At 46.5% G+C, this 18,874-nt stretch carries 15 protein-coding genes; 9 read left to right on the top strand and 6 right to left on the bottom strand.

Features of this window, described 5'->3' with window-relative positions; translation table 11 throughout:
- Positions 1–254 precede the first annotated feature (254 nt).
- The 9 genes from EAE93_RS20135 to EAE93_RS20095 all read left to right on the top strand — a co-directional run bounded on the left by EAE93_RS20135 (position 255) and on the right by EAE93_RS20095 (position 11,983).
- On the top strand, positions 255–1,595 hold the full coding sequence (locus tag EAE93_RS20135) for an MATE family efflux transporter (protein ID WP_036781683.1): 1,341 nt from the start codon (positions 255–257) through the stop codon (positions 1,593–1,595).
- A 334-nt stretch (positions 1,596–1,929) separates the two neighbouring features.
- A complete protein-coding gene (fdnG, locus tag EAE93_RS20130; protein ID WP_071647070.1) occupies positions 1,930–4,977 on the top strand; it encodes a formate dehydrogenase-N subunit alpha in 3,048 nt (1,015 codons plus the stop codon).
- Positions 4,978–4,989: 12 nt separating this feature from the next.
- The gene (fdxH, locus tag EAE93_RS20125) at positions 4,990–5,919 is read left to right on the top strand and encodes a formate dehydrogenase subunit beta (RefSeq protein ID WP_036808337.1); all 930 of its coding nucleotides are present in this window, start codon (positions 4,990–4,992) and stop codon (positions 5,917–5,919) included.
- Positions 5,916–6,557: a formate dehydrogenase cytochrome b556 subunit gene (gene fdoI / locus EAE93_RS20120; protein WP_214040420.1), complete on the top strand. Its 642-nt coding sequence runs from the start codon at positions 5,916–5,918 to the stop codon at positions 6,555–6,557. The genes fdxH and fdoI overlap by 4 nt, the downstream gene beginning before the upstream one ends.
- Positions 6,558–7,451: 894 nt before the next feature.
- Positions 7,452–8,228: a HisA/HisF-related TIM barrel protein gene (locus EAE93_RS20115; protein WP_036808339.1), complete on the top strand. Its 777-nt coding sequence runs from the start codon at positions 7,452–7,454 to the stop codon at positions 8,226–8,228.
- A 2-nt stretch (positions 8,229–8,230) separates the two neighbouring features.
- Entirely contained in the window at positions 8,231–9,436 is a 1,206-nt protein-coding gene (locus EAE93_RS20110; RefSeq protein ID WP_214040419.1) for a hypothetical protein, read from the top strand.
- 2 nt (positions 9,437–9,438) lie between these two features.
- Positions 9,439–10,101 carry an HAD family hydrolase gene (locus tag EAE93_RS20105; protein WP_036808341.1) on the top strand — a complete coding sequence of 221 codons (663 nt, stop codon included), beginning with the start codon at positions 9,439–9,441 and terminating at the stop codon, positions 10,099–10,101.
- Positions 10,102–10,278: 177 nt separating this feature from the next.
- A complete protein-coding gene (locus tag EAE93_RS20100) occupies positions 10,279–11,538 on the top strand; it encodes an adenylosuccinate synthase (RefSeq protein ID WP_214040418.1) in 1,260 nt (419 codons plus the stop codon).
- 16 nt (positions 11,539–11,554) lie between these two features.
- Entirely contained in the window at positions 11,555–11,983 is a 429-nt protein-coding gene (locus tag EAE93_RS20095) for an NUDIX domain-containing protein (protein ID WP_214040417.1), read from the top strand.
- Between the two features lie 127 nt (positions 11,984–12,110).
- Here EAE93_RS20095 and EAE93_RS20090 read toward each other — a convergent pair whose 3' ends face one another.
- The 6 genes from EAE93_RS20090 to EAE93_RS20065 all read right to left on the bottom strand — a co-directional run bounded on the left by EAE93_RS20090 (position 12,111) and on the right by EAE93_RS20065 (position 18,870).
- Positions 12,111–13,265, bottom strand: a complete 1,155-nt coding sequence (locus EAE93_RS20090) for a hypothetical protein (protein WP_214040416.1) — start codon at positions 13,263–13,265, stop codon at positions 12,111–12,113.
- Between the two features lie 61 nt (positions 13,266–13,326).
- Positions 13,327–15,933, bottom strand: coding sequence for a fimbria/pilus outer membrane usher protein (locus tag EAE93_RS20085; RefSeq protein ID WP_214040415.1), 2,607 nt, complete (start codon positions 15,931–15,933; stop codon positions 13,327–13,329).
- Complete coding sequence (locus tag EAE93_RS20080) at positions 15,920–16,756, bottom strand: fimbrial biogenesis chaperone (RefSeq protein ID WP_214040414.1); 837 nt, start codon at positions 16,754–16,756, stop codon at positions 15,920–15,922. The genes EAE93_RS20085 and EAE93_RS20080 overlap by 14 nt, the downstream gene beginning before the upstream one ends.
- A gap of 57 nt (positions 16,757–16,813) precedes the next feature.
- Entirely contained in the window at positions 16,814–17,479 is a 666-nt protein-coding gene (locus tag EAE93_RS20075; protein ID WP_250151119.1) for a fimbrial biogenesis chaperone, read from the bottom strand.
- 102 nt (positions 17,480–17,581) lie between these two features.
- On the bottom strand, positions 17,582–18,154 hold the full coding sequence (locus EAE93_RS20070) for a fimbrial protein (RefSeq protein ID WP_214040412.1): 573 nt from the start codon (positions 18,152–18,154) through the stop codon (positions 17,582–17,584).
- Complete coding sequence (locus EAE93_RS20065) at positions 18,154–18,870, bottom strand: fimbrial biogenesis chaperone (RefSeq protein WP_052105761.1); 717 nt, start codon at positions 18,868–18,870, stop codon at positions 18,154–18,156. Before EAE93_RS20065 ends, EAE93_RS20070 begins: the two co-directional genes overlap by 1 nt.
- Positions 18,871–18,874: the final 4 nt, after the last annotated feature.

Here is an 18,874-nt window from a genome sequence, read left to right as displayed (position 1 = left end):
CATATCCGACAAATAGCAACACTGATATTTACTGCCAATCATTCCCCTTATGATGCTCGTTTTTCGTTATTTAATTCGCACCACAAAGAGTTGTTCAGGCAGAACAAATCCAATTACAGAATTCATTTTTTATCTTTCTTTATTTCATCTCTGTTAACGGATAAATAAACCATGTACAATGTTTAGATATTTCCTGAGTACGCGGCATCTCAAGAAATAATTCATTTACCTTTTTCAATAAGCAGGTTTTTCAAATGCATCAAACTGATGTTACTGAACGTTCGCTCTTTTCATTAAGCTGGCCGATTTTTATTGATATTCTCCTTCATCTGGCCACTTTATTAATTAACACTTATATGGTGAGCCATGTTTCTACTTCTTATCTGGCTGCTATGGCTGTAGGTAATCAGGTATTTGATCTGTTTATCACTATCTTCAACTTTATCAGTGTTGGATGCAGTGTTGTCATTGCTCAATATATTGGCGCAGGAAAACGGGATAAAGCCAGCCAGGCGATCCATATTTCTATTGCATTCAACTTCTTGCTTGGGTTTAGCTGTGCACTGATTACTATCTTCTTCGGCTATAAGCTCTTGCAGATCATGAACATGCCGGAACATCTGATGGAAGATGGCTTTAACTATCTGCACATTCTCGGCATCTGTCTGATCCCCGAAGCAATTTCGATTATTCTAGCTGCTTGTTTGCGGGTTTATGGGAAATCAAAAGCGGCAATGTATGTTACTTTGATTGCTAACTTGCTGACAGTGCTAGGTAATATGATCGTCCTATATGGTTTCTTCGGATTACCTCAATATGGTCTGGAAGGGGTTGCCTGGTCTACGGTCTTTGGCCGGATTGTTGCCGTGATCCTACTATTCTGCCTGCTCAGTTATGGCCTGCGGATCAAATTTACGCTGGCCGGTTTCCTGCGCTGGTCAAAAAGTATGTTGGGCAAGATCTTATATATCGGTTTACCCGCGGCAGGGGAAAACTTGGTATGGATACTGCAATATATGGCAGCCATAGCATTCATTGGACTGATGGGTGAAATTCCATTGGCAGCACAAACTCTCTATTTCCAGCTATCGCTGTTTGTGATGTTGTTTGGCATTTCTGTCAGCATTGGCAACGAAATTATGGTCGGCCATCTGGTCGGCGCTAAGCGGTTTGAAGATGCTTATATTCGTGGCCTTAATAGTCTGAAAATTGGCTGTATCGTCACTATTGGCGTGGTCGCCGCTTTCTGGCTGTTCAGAATGCCGATTCTGCATTTCCTGACGCAAGATGAAGCCATTATCAAGCTGTTGTTACCGCTATTCTTGCTGTCCGTTTTTCTGGAGCCAATCCGTACCGCAAATATCGTTATGGTGAACGCATTACGCGCTTCCGGCGATGCCCGTTTCCCACTATATGCGGCAATATTCTTTATGTGGTGTATTGCTATTCCAGTGGGATACTTTTTGGGGATCAAAATGGAAATGGGCATTTTAGGTATTTGGATCGGTTTCTTCTGTGATGAATGGCTGCGTGGGCTGACTAACATCTGGCGTTGGAAATCAAAAAAATGGCAAACTAAACGACTCGATATTTAATTATCACAATTGCGGATAGCTAAAATAACCATTCCACCAGCTGCCCTGAAATCATTTTTTTTCCTGCTAAACTCCCACAATAAGAGGCCCCATTCCCAATGGGCGCCTCTTGTCAATTTATATAAGAGGTTTCTCAGAAACTGACTGGTGCTATTATTGGCTGATAACCTCAGGTAGTTTACAACTCATCAATGCAGTGGGTTCTCCTTGATACCCAGGAGTGTTTTGATTGACAAACGAGCCGGGCTATGAAGGCAATTTCGCTTGATTCCTCAACGTGTTATTGCATCAAAAGTAAAGCAATGTCGTCATTCAAAAAATAAGGAGAAGACCGATGCAGGTCAGCAGAAGAGCTTTCTTCAAGATCTGCGCGGGAGGTATGGCGGGAACAACAGCCGCCGCGCTAGGATTTGCTCCATCCGTTGCGCTGGCTGAAACTCGTCAGTACAAACTACTGCGCTCGCGTGAAATTCGTAATAACTGCACCTATTGTTCCGTTGGCTGCGGCATTTTAATGTACAGCCTGGGTGATGGTGCAAAAAATGCCAAAGAGAATATTTTTCATATCGAAGGTGATCCCGATCACCCAGTCAGTCGAGGCTCGTTATGTCCGAAAGGAGCCGGAGTACTTGATTATATTCGCAGTAAAAACCGCCTTCATTACCCCGAATACCGAGCTCCTGGTTCGGATAAATGGCAACGCATCAGTTGGAATGAAGCGATTGAACGCATTGCCCGTTTGATGAAAGATGACCGTGACGCCAACTTTGTTGAGAAGAATGAAAACAACGTCACCGTTAACCGCTGGCTAACAACGGGTATGCTCTGCTCCTCCGCAGCCAGTAATGAAACCGGTATTCTCGACCAGAAATTCACCCGCGCACTAGGCATGATCGCTATCGATTGTCAGGCGCGCCTTTGCCACGGCCCAACGGTCTCCGCTTTGGCGCCAACGTTTGGCCGAGGCGCCATGACCAATAACTGGGTAGATATCAAAAACGCTAACGTTGTTCTAATCATGGGGGGAAACGCCGCTGAAGCACACCCAGTCGGTTTCAAGTGGGTTATTGAAGCAAAAATTAAGAACAACGCTCAAGTGATTGTGGTTGATCCACGCTTCAATCGCAGTGCTGCTGTAGCCGATTTCTATGCGCCGATTCGTGCCGGTTCAGATACCGCGTTCTTACTGGGCGTGATCCGATATCTGATGTTCAACAACAAAATCCAATTCGAATATGTTAAGGCTTACACCAATGCCTGTTTGATTGTTCGAGAAGATTATCAGTTTGTAGATGGCCTATTCAGTGGCTTTGATCCAGATACCAAGAGCTATGATAAATCCTCATGGCATTACGAAACCGATGAACAGGGGTATGCCAAACGGGATGACACGCTATCTCACCCACGCTGTGTCTGGAACCTACTGAAAAATCACGTTGAACGCTATACCCCTGAACAAGTTTCCAATTTGTGTGGCACGTCAAAAGCCGATTTCCTCCATATCTGTTCCCAACTGGCAACTACCGCCGTAACCCATCGTACCGCAACTATTCTCTACGCACTGGGTTGGACTCACCACACCGGCGGCGCTCAAATTATCCGCGCCGCGGCAATGGTTCAGTTACTGTTAGGAAACGTAGGCATGCCGGGCGGTGGAGTTAACGCATTGCGCGGTCACTCGAATATTCAGGGTTACAGTGATCTTGGTTTGCTGTCACTGAATCTGCCCGGCTATCTGCCTCTGCCAAATGAGAAACAAGAGAATCTGGCAACTTATCTGGCGCAAACAACACCAAAAACCTTGGTTCCCAATCAGGTGAACTACTGGAAAAACACGCCAAATTTCTTTATCAGCTTATTAAAAGGTTTCTGGGGCGAACACGCTACCGCAGAAAATGACTGGGGTTACGATTGGCTGCCCAAATGGGATAAAAGCTACGATATCATGGCGCAAGCTGAGTTAATGACTCAAGGCAAAATGAACGGCTACATCGTTCAGGGTTTTAACCCATTAGCGGCATTCCCGGATAAAAATAAATCCAGCAGAGCACTGGCTAAATTAAAATATCTGGTGGTGATCGACCCGTTGATCACGGAATCTTCCAACTTCTGGCAAAACCACGGCGAGATGAATGATGTCAATCCGGCTGATATTCAAACTGAAGTTTTTCGCCTGCCCTCCTCCTGCTTTGCCGAAGAAAATGGATCGATCGTTAATTCAGGCCGTTGGCTGCAATGGCACTGGGCTGGCGCACAGCCGCCGGGAGAAGCGCTGCATGACGGTAAAATTCTTGGCAAATTGCTGCAACGTCTGCGCAAACTTTATCGTGAAGAAGGTGGTGCTTACGCGGAACCTATTATGAATCTGTCATGGGATTATCAAAACCCGGAAGATCCGACACCGGAAGAAGTTGCCCGTGAAGCCAATGGTAAAACATTAACTGATATTAAAGATGAAGACGGCAATATCATTCTGAAAAAAGGACAGCAACTTTCCAGCTTTTCTCAACTAAAAGATGATGGTTCCACATTCAGCTTATGCTGGATCTACAGCGGTTGTTGGACCGAACAAGGCAATCAGATGGCGCACCGCGATAACGCCGATCCATCCGGTCTGGGCTGTACGCCGGGTTGGGCTTGGGCATGGCCGCAAAACCGCCGGGTACTCTATAACCGTGCTTCGGTTGATCCACAAGGCAAACCGTGGGACCCAAATCGTGAACTGATTAAATGGGATGGCAATAGATGGCATGGCTTTGATGTTGTTGATTACAACAATGCTGAACCAGGAAGCCGCGTCGGGCCGTTTATCATGCAACCAGAAGGGGTAGCCCGCCTGTTTTCCATCGATAAAATGGCTGATGGACCATTCCCTGAACATTATGAACCGATTGAATCACCGATCGGCACCAATCCACTTCATCCGAATGTTATCTCCAACCCAGTTGCGCGGATCTTTAGTTCCGACATTGCTTATATGGGAGAAGCCAACGAATTCCCTTATGTCGCAACGACCTATTCCATCACCGAGCTGTTCCGTCACTGGACAAAACATGCTCAACTTAACGCCGTTGTTCAGCCCGAACAATTTATTGAAATCAGTGAAAAGTTGGCGGCAGAAAAAGGCATTGTTCAGGGTGATGAAGTCAAAGTGTCTTCCAAACGTGGTTTTATCAAAGCCAAAGCGGTTGTCACCAAGCGAATTCAGCAACTGACCATTAACGGTAAGCAAGTTGAAACTGTTGGTATTCCTTGTCACTGGGGCTTTGCCGGAGTAACCCGGAAAGGCTTTCTGGCAAATACTCTCACACCTTCCGTCGGTGACGCCAACGCGCATACACCGGAATACAAGGCATTTTTGGTCAACATCGAAAAGGTGTAATAGGAGCGAATTATGGCAATGCAATCTCAAGATATTATTCGTCAATCCGCCACGCATTCCTTTACCCCGGCGCCACGTGCCCGTGATCATCGAGAAGAAGTGGCAAAACTGATCGACGTTACCACCTGTATTGGCTGTAAAGCCTGTCAGGTGGCCTGTTCAGAATGGAACGATATTCGCGACGAAGTGGGCTTTAATGTTGGTGTTTATGACAACCCCACCGATCTGACGGCTAAATCATGGACCGTGATGCGCTTCTCCGAAGTAGAAGAGCACGGCAAACTGGAGTGGCTTATCCGTAAAGATGGTTGTATGCACTGTGCTGACCCGGGCTGTCTGAAAGCGTGTCCCTCAACAGGTGCGATTATTCAGTATGCCAATGGCATTGTGGATTTCCAGTCAGAGCACTGTATCGGCTGTGGTTACTGTATCGCAGGTTGTCCGTTCAATGTGCCAAGGATCAATAAAGAAGACAATCGGGCATATAAATGTACTCTATGTGTTGACCGCGTTGGCGTCGGCCAGGAACCCGCCTGTGTAAAAACTTGCCCGACCGGCGCCATTCATTTCGGCACCAAAGAGGATATGAAAAATCTGGCCTCCGAACGGGTAACGGAACTCAAAGGTCGTGGGTATCAGAACGCGGGTTTATACGATCCGCAAGGGGTTGGGGGGACTCATGTGATGTATGTTTTGCATCATGCAGACAAACCTCAGCTTTATCACGGTCTACCTGATAATCCAACCATCAGCTCGGCCGTGACCTTCTGGAAAGGCATCTGGAAGCCGCTAGCCGCCGTGGGTTTCGCTGCAACATTCGCCGCCAGTATTTTCCATTATGTCGGCATTGGTCCAAATCGAACCAACGAACAAGACGAAGAGCATGCCAGACAAGATGATGAAATAGCTGAGCAATCCACAAACGAGGAGAAACTGTCATGAAGAAGAAAGATACGATTCTCCGCTACTCACCGATTGAACGAATAAATCACTGGTCAGTCGTCCTCTGTTTTCTGTTTACCGGTATCAGCGGATTAGGATTCTTTTTTCCCTCTTTTAACTGGCTGATGAATATATTCGGTACACCACAGTTAGCACGGATACTGCATCCATTTCTTGGTTCAGCCATGTTTTTCTTATTTATCTTTATGTTTTTAAGATACTTCAAACATAACTTTATCGATAAAGAAGATCTTGTTTGGCTGAAAAACATCCATAAAATCATCAGAAATGAGGAGGCCGGCGATATCGGCCAATACAATTTGGGTCAAAAAGGAATTTACTGGTCTATCAGTGGTTGCCTGATTTTATTGGCTATCAGTGGTGTGATTATCTGGCGCCCCTATTTTGCCGATTTCTTCTCTATCCCCCTGATCCGACTTGCGCTTCTGGCGCACTCTCTGGCTGGAATTGGCCTGATCCTGCTGATTATGATACATGTCTATGCCGCATTTTGGGTAAAAGGCTCTATTCGGGCAATGGTCGAAGGTTGGGTAACTCGTGGCTGGGCGAAGAAACATCATCCTCGCTGGTATAGAGAAATCCGTCAGAAAGCGAAACAAGATAAGACGAATCCTTAGTGTTCAATCGGAACGCAGCCTGACAACAGGTTGCGTTTATTCGGCAGTACGATGTCTTAATTATTTACTCTTAATTATCTCTCCAATTAATATGGAAATATAATCCCATCACGTAGAACCACATATAAAAATCACTAACAAATACCCTTATCCAAAGAGTATTATATTGCTAATCAGCGAAATTCTCTATTCTGGATATTACAATCAATAGAATTGATAATATGTAGCCATATAACCCCAGACGAAACTATATCATTATAATAATTATCATTATTGACAATAAGAAAACATTTGTGGAAATCTTCAATGAAATATGTTTATATAATATAAACAAATAATTATTAAGAATAAATTTCATGTAATTATATATTGATTATCGTTACTATTATCAATTAGCTGAAATTATATTTTCATCATAATCATAATTAACCACTAAAATAAAAAATTTTTAAATTCGGTTATTTAAGATAAATCAGAATATATTTAAGACATTAATCAAAAAAATAGATCTATATTATTTTAGGCCATTAAAATATTAGATAAATAAAATTAAACTCTTCCTGACGACATTAGCAGAATTCACTCTCTATATACTTAAGCTGAATCGCTGTTTATCTATTACCAAATTAACTCTTCTTAAGTAAATATAAGATTTACTAACTGAACAAAGTTATCCAAATTGCTATATTTAGCTAATAACCGTATTGAGAAATTTTTTCTTTCCACTATTATAAATCAGTGAACGGTTATTACGTTCATTAAATCAATAGGTTTATTATCTAATTTGTTTATTCTTAAAGAAATAAAAGGCATATTTGTTCGTTACGTTACAAGCTGCAATTGCATTAGTCACAATGGTTATTAATTTTTAAATAATTAATTAGGATGCATTCAATGATAAGTAAGGAAACATTCGAGATATTTCCCTCTGTAGATATTGTTGACGGAATAGCAATGACATCAAATTCCGCCATTCGATTAACCCGTGGTGAAAACCCAACATTACGGCGACCTTTAGGCACTCCGGCCGAAGTAGCGCTCGCCTGGCAAAATGCCGGAGCAAAATGGATACATGTTGTTGATCTTGATGCTGCATCAGGACGCGGCTCAAACAGCCATCTTATTGCTGATGTTCTGGCCGCGGTCGACATTAACGTACAGGTCTGTGGCGGAATCAGAGACGAAACCATCTTGCGCAAAGTATTAGCAACTGGATGCCAACGAGTTAATTTGGGGACCGCAGCATTAGAAAATCCAGATTGGTGTGCCCGAGCCATTGCCGAATATGGCGATAAGATCGCTATTGCTCTGGATGTAAAAAGCACATCAGAAGGTTATCAACTGGCAACACATGGATGGAATGTCAGCAAAGGCAATCTCTGGGATCTCCTTGAGCGCCTTGATAAACAGGGTTGTCAACGCTACGTCGTCACCGATGTTGAGCGGGGAGGCATGATGAGTTCGCCAAACTTCACACTATTACAGGAAGTTTGTGCGAAAACGTCATCACCCGTTATTGCCGGCGGTGGAGTATCAAGCCTGGACGATCTTCGCGCTTTAGCAGATTTGTCCACTATCGGTGTCGAAGGCGCAATTCTTGGTCAAGCTCTACATATTGGTAAGGTTCCTCTCGAAGATGCCCTTGCTGCAACGCAATCATCGAGACGCTAAATATGCCTGAATATTTATCTCCTGCTTTGGATCTTCGTTCTATTGGTTTACTGGGCGAATTGCGTAGCGTGCCTGAAACACGCTATTTAACGAAAGAAGTGATGGCGCTACCCGGCTTACTCACAGAGAAGCCCGCATTCGTCGGTTCCCGCGGTGCTGCCTATTACGAACAAAAACCTTGTCACGAGCTACTGATGACGGCGAAATATTACACAGAATACATCTCTCAACTTGAGTGTAGCGATAAGCTGTGTACCGCCCCATCAAAATATATATTGGCCGATCATAGCCTGGCAAAATTGCTCAGAATTGTTGATAGCTTATTAAGCTCTCCGCAGACGGTTAACGAAAATATTGTGCCATTCATCGATGGGATCAAAGAGTGCGCAAAAGTCGTCAGCTCAACGCTGATGGGTACAGCATTTACTTTTTCACCCTCACCGATCCATGACCTGACATTGCCTTCATCTACGGAACACAAAGTGCCAAGATCGTTTATTGAAGGGGATAATCATCTGTTAACTTTGGCCGCAGCCCAAATTGACAAATGCCCCAACTCCTCTGTTGTTGGCATCATGTTAGGAGGATCAGCGGCGGCGGCAGTCACAGCCGCAGCATGGGATAGTGACCTCAATTTAGTAAAAGTCTCACGTTACGATGATACAGCTTGCAAGAGCAACCATCTCTGGGGACGCCATATTCCATCAGAGCAAACGGTAACAATCATCGATGATAATTGCGGAACAGGCGACACCTTACGTCAGGCAGTAGATCTGGTCATGGCCCAAACTGGGCAACGTCCGAAGGCCCGCGCCGTCGAACTGCATTGGGAAAAATTATTACGTACCCGCGTTTATGGGCATACCGATCGTGTATTCAGCCCTGAAACTTTAGATGTATTGACGCCTTGGTGTTTCAGGCATCATCAAGCTCTGAATCGTTTAGTCAATCAGCCCTTCGCTGATGATAAATATGCTCAGACAACCACGGCGGATTGGGTTGCCTATTCATACAGTTTATTGTCTATCCTTCATGACACCCTGACAGACTCAACATGGGCCGCCAAATTATTGCGTTTTTTATTAAATCTAAAAGCACAAACACCGCTGAATTATGAACAGCCAATCGATGCATTTAAAACCCTGGCATATCAATGCCCTGAATGTTCAACGCACAAAAATGAGTTTGGAAAAGGGGGAGTTAACTGATTATGACAACAGCACATATTATTTGGGATTGGAATGGCACATTACTTAATGATGTCAATGTTTCATTGAGTGCAACCAATTTTGCACTGGCAGAAATTGGTATTGAACCACTGACGCTGGAACAATATCGGGAACATTATTGTGTTCCAGTACAAACTTTCTATAAACAAGTGATTGGCCGTGAACCTTCATCCTCTGAATGGTCAGTGATCGGAAAAATATTTAATTTTCACTATCGCCCGGGTATTCAGAAAGCCAGTTTAACAGACGGTGTGAGTCAGCTCCTCGCTTCCCGTTATGAAACAGGCGCAACTCAGTCATTATGTTCACTGATGGAGCATCATGAATTGGTCCCTATGCTTGACAATCATGGTATTGGTAAATTCTTTACCCAAATAGATGGCAGAAATACGCCATTATTGACCACCGGCAAATCAGAGCAATTAGCTAATCATCTCAAAAAACTCAATGTTTCTCCTGAGCAAAGTGTGGTTATTGGGGACGCTACCGATGACGCCATTGCCGCATTAGCCGCAGGAACTCATGCCATTCTTTATACCGGAGGAACCCACAGCCGTGTCAGCCTTGAAGCTGCCGGTGTTCCTATTGTTGATACATTAAGTGAAGCTTTATTAATAGCTGACTCCTTGATCCATAAACAGTAATAAAGAGATTATTCAAAATAATCGGATAAAAAAAGTGATAATTTATAAAGGAATACGAATAAATATTTGGAATATTGGTTTCAAAAGAACAGATTATTTATCTTAAAAAAGATAAACAAAAATGGATGATTTAACTATTATTTAGAGTAAACCAATAAATAATTAAGGAATAGATTTATGTTAATTGCTGTAGTTGGACTCCAATTTGGAGATGAGGGCAAAGGAAAATTTGTTGACTATTTATCTAGCAACATCAATAACATTGCTCGATTCAATGGCGGCGCTAATGCAGGTCATTGTGTGCAACATGGTAATCTAAGAGGCTCATTTTCTCAATTACCAGCTTCACTCAACAAAAAGAATTTATATATCTGCCAAGGTGCTCTAATCAGTCTTCCGGTTCTGATTAAAGAGATCGATTTTATACAAAAAGAAAACATTGATTCTAATATATTTATCGATCCGCGCTGCCATATCGTCTTACCATTACACTCTGAATTAAATCGAGCGTCAGAAAAATATAAAGGTAAGCAGAAAATAGGTTCAGTTGGTGTCGGTGTCGGGGCCTGTGTTGAAGACAAAACCAATCGTCATGGCATTCGGCTTATTGATACGCTTGATAAAGAAAAATTAAGAAGTAAATTAGAATTTCTTTGGAATATCAGAGAAAAACAGATCAACCATGTTTTTAATGCACAAGCTACATTAGATTTTGAAGAGATGTTAGAAACAACTCATCAATATGGCAAGAGGATAGAACCTTATTTCACGTTCACTAATGAAATTATCGGTGATTTACTTAATTCGGGAGAAGATGTTTTACTTGAAACATCACAAGCCACTTTCTTAGATAATAGTTTTGGTACTTACCCTTATACCGTAGCATATCAGACACTAGTGCAAACCTGCTTTGCCATGATAGGCATACCGGCACAGAAAATGCATATTGTCGGAGTGATGAAATCTTATATGATCCGTGTCGGCAACGGGCCATTCCCCACCGAATTATTGACAGAACAGGCTGATTATATTCGAGAACGTGGAAACGAGTATGGCACCGTTTCAAAAAGACCAAGGCGCTGTGGCTGGTTGGACTTATCCCTGATTAAACATGCGGTGAAACTCAATGGCGTAACAGAACTCGCCATAACGAATGTTGATGTTCTTGCTGGTTTACATGAAATAAAAGTCGCTGTTGCCTATGAAATTGATGATAAACTCGTCTGCTGCGATGACGCATTATTGCAGCTCGATAGAGCTAAACCTATCTATAAAACATTTAAATCCTGGAGCGAACTTAACTCATCATATACACATTTAACAGAACTGCCTATTGAACTGATTGACTTCTTAGCTTTTATTCAAGAGTATGCTGGTATCCCAATCAAATATATTTCCTATGGGCCAGACAGAAATCAGACATTAGTCATGAAATAAAAGTGTGGAGAAAATAATGATTAACTATGTAACAGGGTTTATGTTTTCTAAAGATAAAAAACATGTCTCCCTGATTTCAAAATTACAACCCAGTTGGCAAAAAGGGAAGCTCAACGGGGTTGGTGGAAAAATAGAGGCTGGTGAAAGCCCTCAACAGGCAATGGCAAGGGAATTTGCTGAAGAAGCCGGCATTGAAACACGGCCTGAAGAGTGGCGATTATTTACGATATTAACTCGCCCTGACGTTTATCAGGTAAATTTTCTCTATATGTATGATGATCGTGTCTATTCTGTCAATTCTATCGAAAAAGAGATCGTCAATATCTATGAAACAAATTCATTACCCGATAATGTGATCTATAACTTACGTTGGTTGATTCCAATGGCGGCCGATGAGCATTTACGTTTCGATAAAGAAATAGAGATCACCGAAATGCGGGGTTAATACGGTATAGCAAATACTGTACCTAATTAACGTTCTAATAAACACAGAAGCACCAGTGCTTGAAATCGGTGCTTCTGTGAAATAAAAAACAACATCGTCACCAAACCATTTCAACAAATTCCCCGGCCTAAGCAGAGGGTTCGACGAAATTAACATCCGACCACACGGAAATAACCGCTACGGCGCTGGCTCGCCCTCCGGCGCCATCAGTCCTCAACAAAATCGGTACCACAGACAGTTGTGTTGATGCGGTATAGCTATCGTCTCCCCGTTTAACGTATCTTGCGTTCTCTCCTTCGCCTCTGTGCCCGGTACCGAGAGATAAGGATTTGTTGGCGGCATCGGAAAACACAAAGGCGACTTCCGCTATTGAGGAAGCTAACGCATTCGGTTTACCCGGCACGAATGGTCCATCGATTCGGTAAAGTAGGCGTGAATTTTGGAATACAGCGTCATCGCCGGAACAGGTGCTGTTTATCCCTATCTGTCTGGCCGACGCTAGTGGGTCTCCCGCCTGTTTACCGGCTCTTTTCACCGTGCCCCAATCCACCGATGAAGGGGTCAGGACAACCGCACAGGTGGATGGCTTTTTAACTGGTGAGAGAATAACCGTGGTCCATAGGGATTTCAGCATGCCGTTAGAACCCGATATGGGCGCAGGAGTCCAGCCGATCGCGCCAAATGACAGGGGAGTACCTCCGGCCTTCACATTGAAATTACCGTCACTGTCCGGGTAAATCGCCCCTGTCACGGTACGGATAGTGACATCAACCAGACCGTTGGCATCTGGAACGCATGGAATGTTAACGCTGGTATTCCCCTTAACCAAACTGTCCGATTGATAGGTACCGGGTAAACCATGCGTTTGGCAGGAGAATGAAGATTGTCCGATATCAACCATAAAGTCGCCGATTTTTCCTACCCGGACGCTACTCGGTGACGACGAAGAGATCAATGGACGCGTTCCCGATCCCACTGTGTAGGCCATAAACTGGGTCCCGGTGGGGACACGACAGGTTGTCGACCAATTAAGAGGGCCGCTGGTGGTATAACCGACTATCTCATCCCGTGAGTAATCACGCTTATCTTTGTTATTTGGCGCCATTGCATAACCGGTGACATTACGAACCATTTGCACCAGTTCAATCTCACAGTCCTGATAACTCTCTGCCGCCTGGAGTGGCAAAGTGGTCGATAAAAAGAGCAATGAAATCCCCAAGCCGATGAAGGTTGAGACGGAATTTTCTACACTACCGCCCCACAAACGTTCAGTTTTTAACATTCTTCTTTCTCCAAATTGCTTATCGGGCACATCAGTCAGGCTGCCCACATGAAGGTAACGCTTACAGACATACGGCATCGGCCTGCACCAGTTGCCCGGGTGTATCGGACGGCGCCTGATAACGGGTGGTACATTGTTGATTTGCCCCGTTTCCCCATTTAACTTTCACATGACCGGCAGGGGGCATACCACTGAGATAAACCCGGCCGTTATCGCCCACAATGCCGCTGCCGACCTGAGCGGCGTTCTCTTCCAGCGTCGCAATAGCGCCAAAAGGCACGGGTTTGCCATGATGTATCAACGTCAACAGTAACTGGCTGCCTGAACGAACCTGATAATTTGCCAACGTCACTGCTCCTCTGGTCGGATAAACGTTCTTGCTGGTCTGGTCAATATCGATCCCTTCCGGCAGGGTGGAGGGGTCCAGATTGATAGTATTTTTTTGGTAGACCGATCCGCCCGGCAGTACGGCGTAGCCACGCCAGTCAGTCTGCACGTTGCCGTCACCGACTGTCACCCCTTTCGCTCCGGGCGCACGGACCAACACCGCTTCATCACCCAGTGAACGTGATAACGTCATGCCGTAAGGATGGATTAGGAGAGCGCCGGAAGCACCATAGGTGAAGTGATAGCTATTTGCGCTGTCATTGTAGCCCAGATTAACGTTTCCCTGACTGCCCTGATAACTCAGAGACAAGGCCCGGCTGTTTTGCTGGCCGCTGTTCCCCCAACCTTGCTGGAGGTTATAATTCAAGCTGTTATCCCATAACATGCCACTGATCCCGGCCTGCTGAGTGAGGTTGCCCTGCGAGTCGCGCGAGGCTGTATAACGGGTGTAAACGCCCCGTAGCGCAGACGATGAACCAAAGAGACTGAGCGGGACCTGCATATTGAATGACACCTGACGATTCTCCGACCAGTTGCCAGCCCCTTCCATACGATAAATGTTATAACTCAGGTTATAACTGATCCCCATCAGCATCGCGTTATAACCCAAATTCAGATTGTTGTCGGTACGGCCATTCCAATAATCGTTGCGCGTCCCGGCGGCGTAAAGACTGCCCCAACGTCCTAGCGTTTGATGCAGGTTCACCTGCCAGGTGCTTTGGCGTCGGTCAAGCGCCCACGGGACCTGATATTCATTCAGGTTGTACCCCATGCTATTAACATCACTGAAACTGTAATAATGCTGAGTGGAATAGCGATAGGCTGCCAGATCAATACTGGTGCCGGTACTGATCACGTTCTTGGTATATTTCACTCGATAAGCCTGGCCCTGTTGCCGGTTATTTTCCTGACCCTTAGCCCCTTGCAACTGGGCACGAGCAAACGTCACATCCGCAGACAGTGCGCCTAATGCCCCCAGCGACACGCCCGAGCCTAATACACCCGACTGGTAGTTGCCTGCCACCAATCCCCCGCCGTACAAGGTGATATTGTGTGGCAAACCATAAACCAAGGTGCCTAAAGCGAATACCGGGGAACGGCTGCCATCGGTGAGGTTGCCGCCGTGATATTGGCCGGCCGTTAACTCATATTTAATGCCGCCGGGACGCTGCATCATCGGGACCGATGAAGAAGCGAGAGTGGAGACACGAGTACTGCCATTTTCCTCTTTGATTGTAACCGTGAGGTCGCCAGAATCCCCGGTGGTGTACAGGTCGGTGAAACGAAACGGCCCCGGCGCCACCGTGGTTTGATACACGGTATAACCATTCTGGGATACAGTCACCTGCGCATTGGAGCTAGCCACACCGGTTATCTCCGGGGCAAAACCACGCTGACTTTCAGGCAACATAGCCTCCTCAGAAGCCAATTTCATGCCACGCAACGGGATACTGTCAAAAATATCCCCACCGGTATAGGTTTCACCGGCGGTAAACTCACTGCGCAGTGACTGCACATGACGTTGCAAATAGGTATTACTCACCTGCCATCGAATCTGTGTAGAGGGGGAAAAACCGGAAGCCCCTTCGTTGCGCTGGCGATTGTAACTGTAAGTTTGCGTGCTGCGCAGACGCCACGCTCCCAGATTCAACCCATTACGAAAAGAGGCAAACAGGTTGCGGGAACGTGATCCGCCGCCGGTTTCCTCACCGTCATAACGCCCCTCCGAACCGTTAACGGTGTAGTTGATCAAAAAGGCCGGTATCCCGTTATCCCACAGTGACGGATCGACCATCCCAGAATGGCGGGGCTGCATAGCCGCCTGAGGAACACTGATGTCCAGACGCAAACGGGCGAAATCCAATATCGCGCTGGCGTGTGGGATCTGTTTCGTCAGATCCGTGATAGGGCTGCCGCCCGCTTTTCCCTGAAAAGCCGGTAATCCGCGAATATTGACCCCATACTCTTCGAGCTGTGCAACCGTTAACACCGGTTGCAAATGGTCGTTGACCAATCTAAATTCAATTTCGCGATTACCCACCTTATTCTGGTTCATGTAGACATCCACCAGATAGTGCCCCGGTGCGACATAACCCGCGTTTTCATACACCGAAAGATCAATATGCTCCAGCTCCCCCGCCGTTCCCATCAGGAAAGCGGGATTAAAGTATTCCCGCGCGGAGGTGGGCAAGGTTGTCGCCGTCAATGAGCATAGCAGGCATACATATATAGGACGGAGCCGGTCATTGCCTGTAGATGAGGACGCGTTATAACGGAACATGGCGATCCTGACTGTCGCCGGGAAAACGCCAGACTAATGGCCCTTGTACTCCGGCGGTAAACGAATGGGTTTGAAACGAACGGGTTTGAAACGAATAGCTTTGAAACAAATAGCTTTGTATGCCTTTCGGGGGCACCATCGCCTGACGTATGTGATCATCTGCCTGTTGAGTACCTACTTTCAGAACAGAAAAGGTCAGAAAATAGGGCGTGGGATTTTCCACCCGCAACCGCGTTCCCAGAAGGGAAAATTTCACCTGTTTAGCCACCGTGGCGTTATCCCGGGCGGGTACGCCTTGAGGACGATAAAATAGTCGAATATTCATCTGTAAGGCGACCTGCACTTGCGACGCTTTATTTGTCTGGTGACTTAATGCCGGCGCCTCCTCGGTATCCGGTACGGCAACTCCCGGGATAGCTCGCAAAGAGACTACAAAAGCCGATTCCCGATCCGGCGGTAATTGCCCCCCAAGCTGGCGAATACGGAACGAAAATTTCTCGCCAGCCTCGACCCGTTTTAACGGCGGCAGAACGATAAAAGGGGGAACTTGCCCGGCTTTGGTATCAAAGCGGCCGGTATCAGGGTCCATCGGGCTGACAAATCCCTGTACCAGATAGTTCTGCCCCGTATGATTAGTCATGCTGAGCGTCACACCTCTCGGACTATCTTTAGCCACATAAGAAAGCTGCATCGGAGAGAACGATAGTCCTTGATTATCAATCGCTTGCGCCTTGCATATATTCCCTAGCAACAGGACGAAACCGAGGGAGTAAAACATTAACTCCCAGTACGTTCGCCCATGCCGGTCACTGACTCTCTTCATTCTCCAACTCCGTAGAAAAGTAGAAAAAAAGTAGAAAAATAGAAAACAATGGCGGATTTAACGCGCCACTCTGGCCGTAAATAGGTTTGAAGCCCCGCCGTAATCATTAATCATCGACCAGCTCACCGATTTTTTACCCACCAACCCGGCATAAGTCACACAATCCTGTGGCGCTATCATTGAAGGATAGCGGTTCAGATCGAGCACCCGTCCGTCCAGCGTGAGACTATCCAGCGACAAGAAATACGGGGAGGGATTGCACGCCTTGATGCCATCGGGTTGCGACTGAAAGCGAAGCTGTCCATACGCCTCTTCCGGCAACAGAGGCAGGCTACGCGGTCGCCAGAAAAACTTAATCCGCATCCCCACACTCATCGACGCCCGCTCCCGAACAGGCTCATCCGTCACCCGCTGAGTTGCGGGGAGGGCATTTATCTGCACATATCCGAGCGATTCCCGATCCGCCGGAAAGGGGGGCTGATTAAAGGTTGGCAAAATACGCAGGCTGTTTTGACTGTTGGCTTCCAACCTGAACAGCGGCGGCGTCACCACAAACGCCGGAGTGGTTTTCTCCTGCTCTTCCGTTATCCTTACCTGCACCAGCCACGCCTGAGATGTGGTATTGACCACCGTCAGCGTTTGTGCCCGCTCGCCTTGGGTAAAAATCACCCGGGTTTTATTCAGGCTGATACCGGCTGCTTGACAGAACTCTGTGCCGGTCATCCCTAGCCCTAGCCAGAACATCAATGGCACCAACCGGTACCGCGCTGGGCGTACTCGACCTGTTTCCACAACGTCTCCTGAAACCTGTTGCCCGAGCTGCGCTCAGTGATAATCAAATTGAAATTGAATGTGCGCGGTCAGTTCACCGGGAGTCGGCACAACCGTGCCGGATTCATGTCGCATATCCATCTGGAAGGTAATTTGACTCTCTTTAGCGGCGTTACCCGGTGGCGCCAAATTCACATAATCGCCATTTTTTAGGTAGCTCCCCAACCCGCCTCCCGGCAATTGATAGCGCAGGACAAATCCCACATTTCCCGCTACCGTGGAAGTTTTATCCCGAAATAACGTCGGGTGGCCTTCTGACGTGGGGCCAGCTATTTTAATGGCCGGAGTACGGCCTGCTCTGGCTGATCCCGCACAGCCTGACAACGCCAACGTAATGGGTTTGCTGCCTGCTGCTGCGATACGTTCCGTACTGCTCTGCACCTGGGTGAGTGGTACGGATGAAAACTCGACATGAGATGTCTGCATGTAAAGCTCACAGGTTGGCTGCTCCAGCGTCAGCGCCAATGTCAGTTCTGCCGTGTTTGGGCTCGCTCCCCCGGGCTGAGAGGCGATACAAAACAAGCAAGCCAGTGCTGCCCGTCTGATAAGGGGCCACGGTTTTCGCATCACCGTATCTCCCCTTGATAGGTGGATTCTCCGCCGAGGTCATTAATCACCGTCCAGCTTACTTTGGCTGGATAATGCCCTCCTTTAAGTAGTAGAGAGAGGTCAGAGAATGGGGAGACCATGTTCGCTTTCTGCTGCGTCATCACCTCCTGTCCACCCACCTTTAGGGAGGTTAAGGTGATGTAATAAGGTGACGGATTGGTTATCGTGATTCCCGCGGCTGTCGGTTTGAAGCGCAGTGAACCAAATCCCTGCTCCGGCGAAACCGACAATCCCGACGGGCGATACATCAGCTTAATCGTGTTGGCTATAGCAAACTGTATTCCGCCGGAGACATTCCGCTGGGAGCGATTATCGGATTCAGAGCTTAACGGAATAGCCTTCGCCGTAAACCAGAACAGGGATTCCCGGTCGGCAGGCAGCGACGGGCCAGTTTTGATGATGCGCACCTGATTCTGGCTGTTGGGTTCCATACGAAACAGAGGTGGCGTCACCAAAAATGGGGCGGTTTTATCTCCCGCAGAAGTAGAACTGACTGTCGCCTGTATTAAATAGACCGCTTCTTTACTGGTATTGCTCACTGAGGCGGTTGTCGCGCGGCTATCCGCTGGATAGATAATACGAGTAGTACTGATCCCCACCCCTTCCGCCTGCGCGGAAGTAACCGACCAGCCTAACAGACCGGTCACTATCATTGCTGTCATCAATCTTTTCACTGAC

This window comes from Photorhabdus akhurstii (assembly GCF_018448925.1).
GTDB classification, from domain to species: domain Bacteria; phylum Pseudomonadota; class Gammaproteobacteria; order Enterobacterales; family Enterobacteriaceae; genus Photorhabdus; species Photorhabdus akhurstii.
Note: the sequence above shows the minus strand (reverse complement) of the source record. Positions and strands in the feature narration are given on the sequence as shown.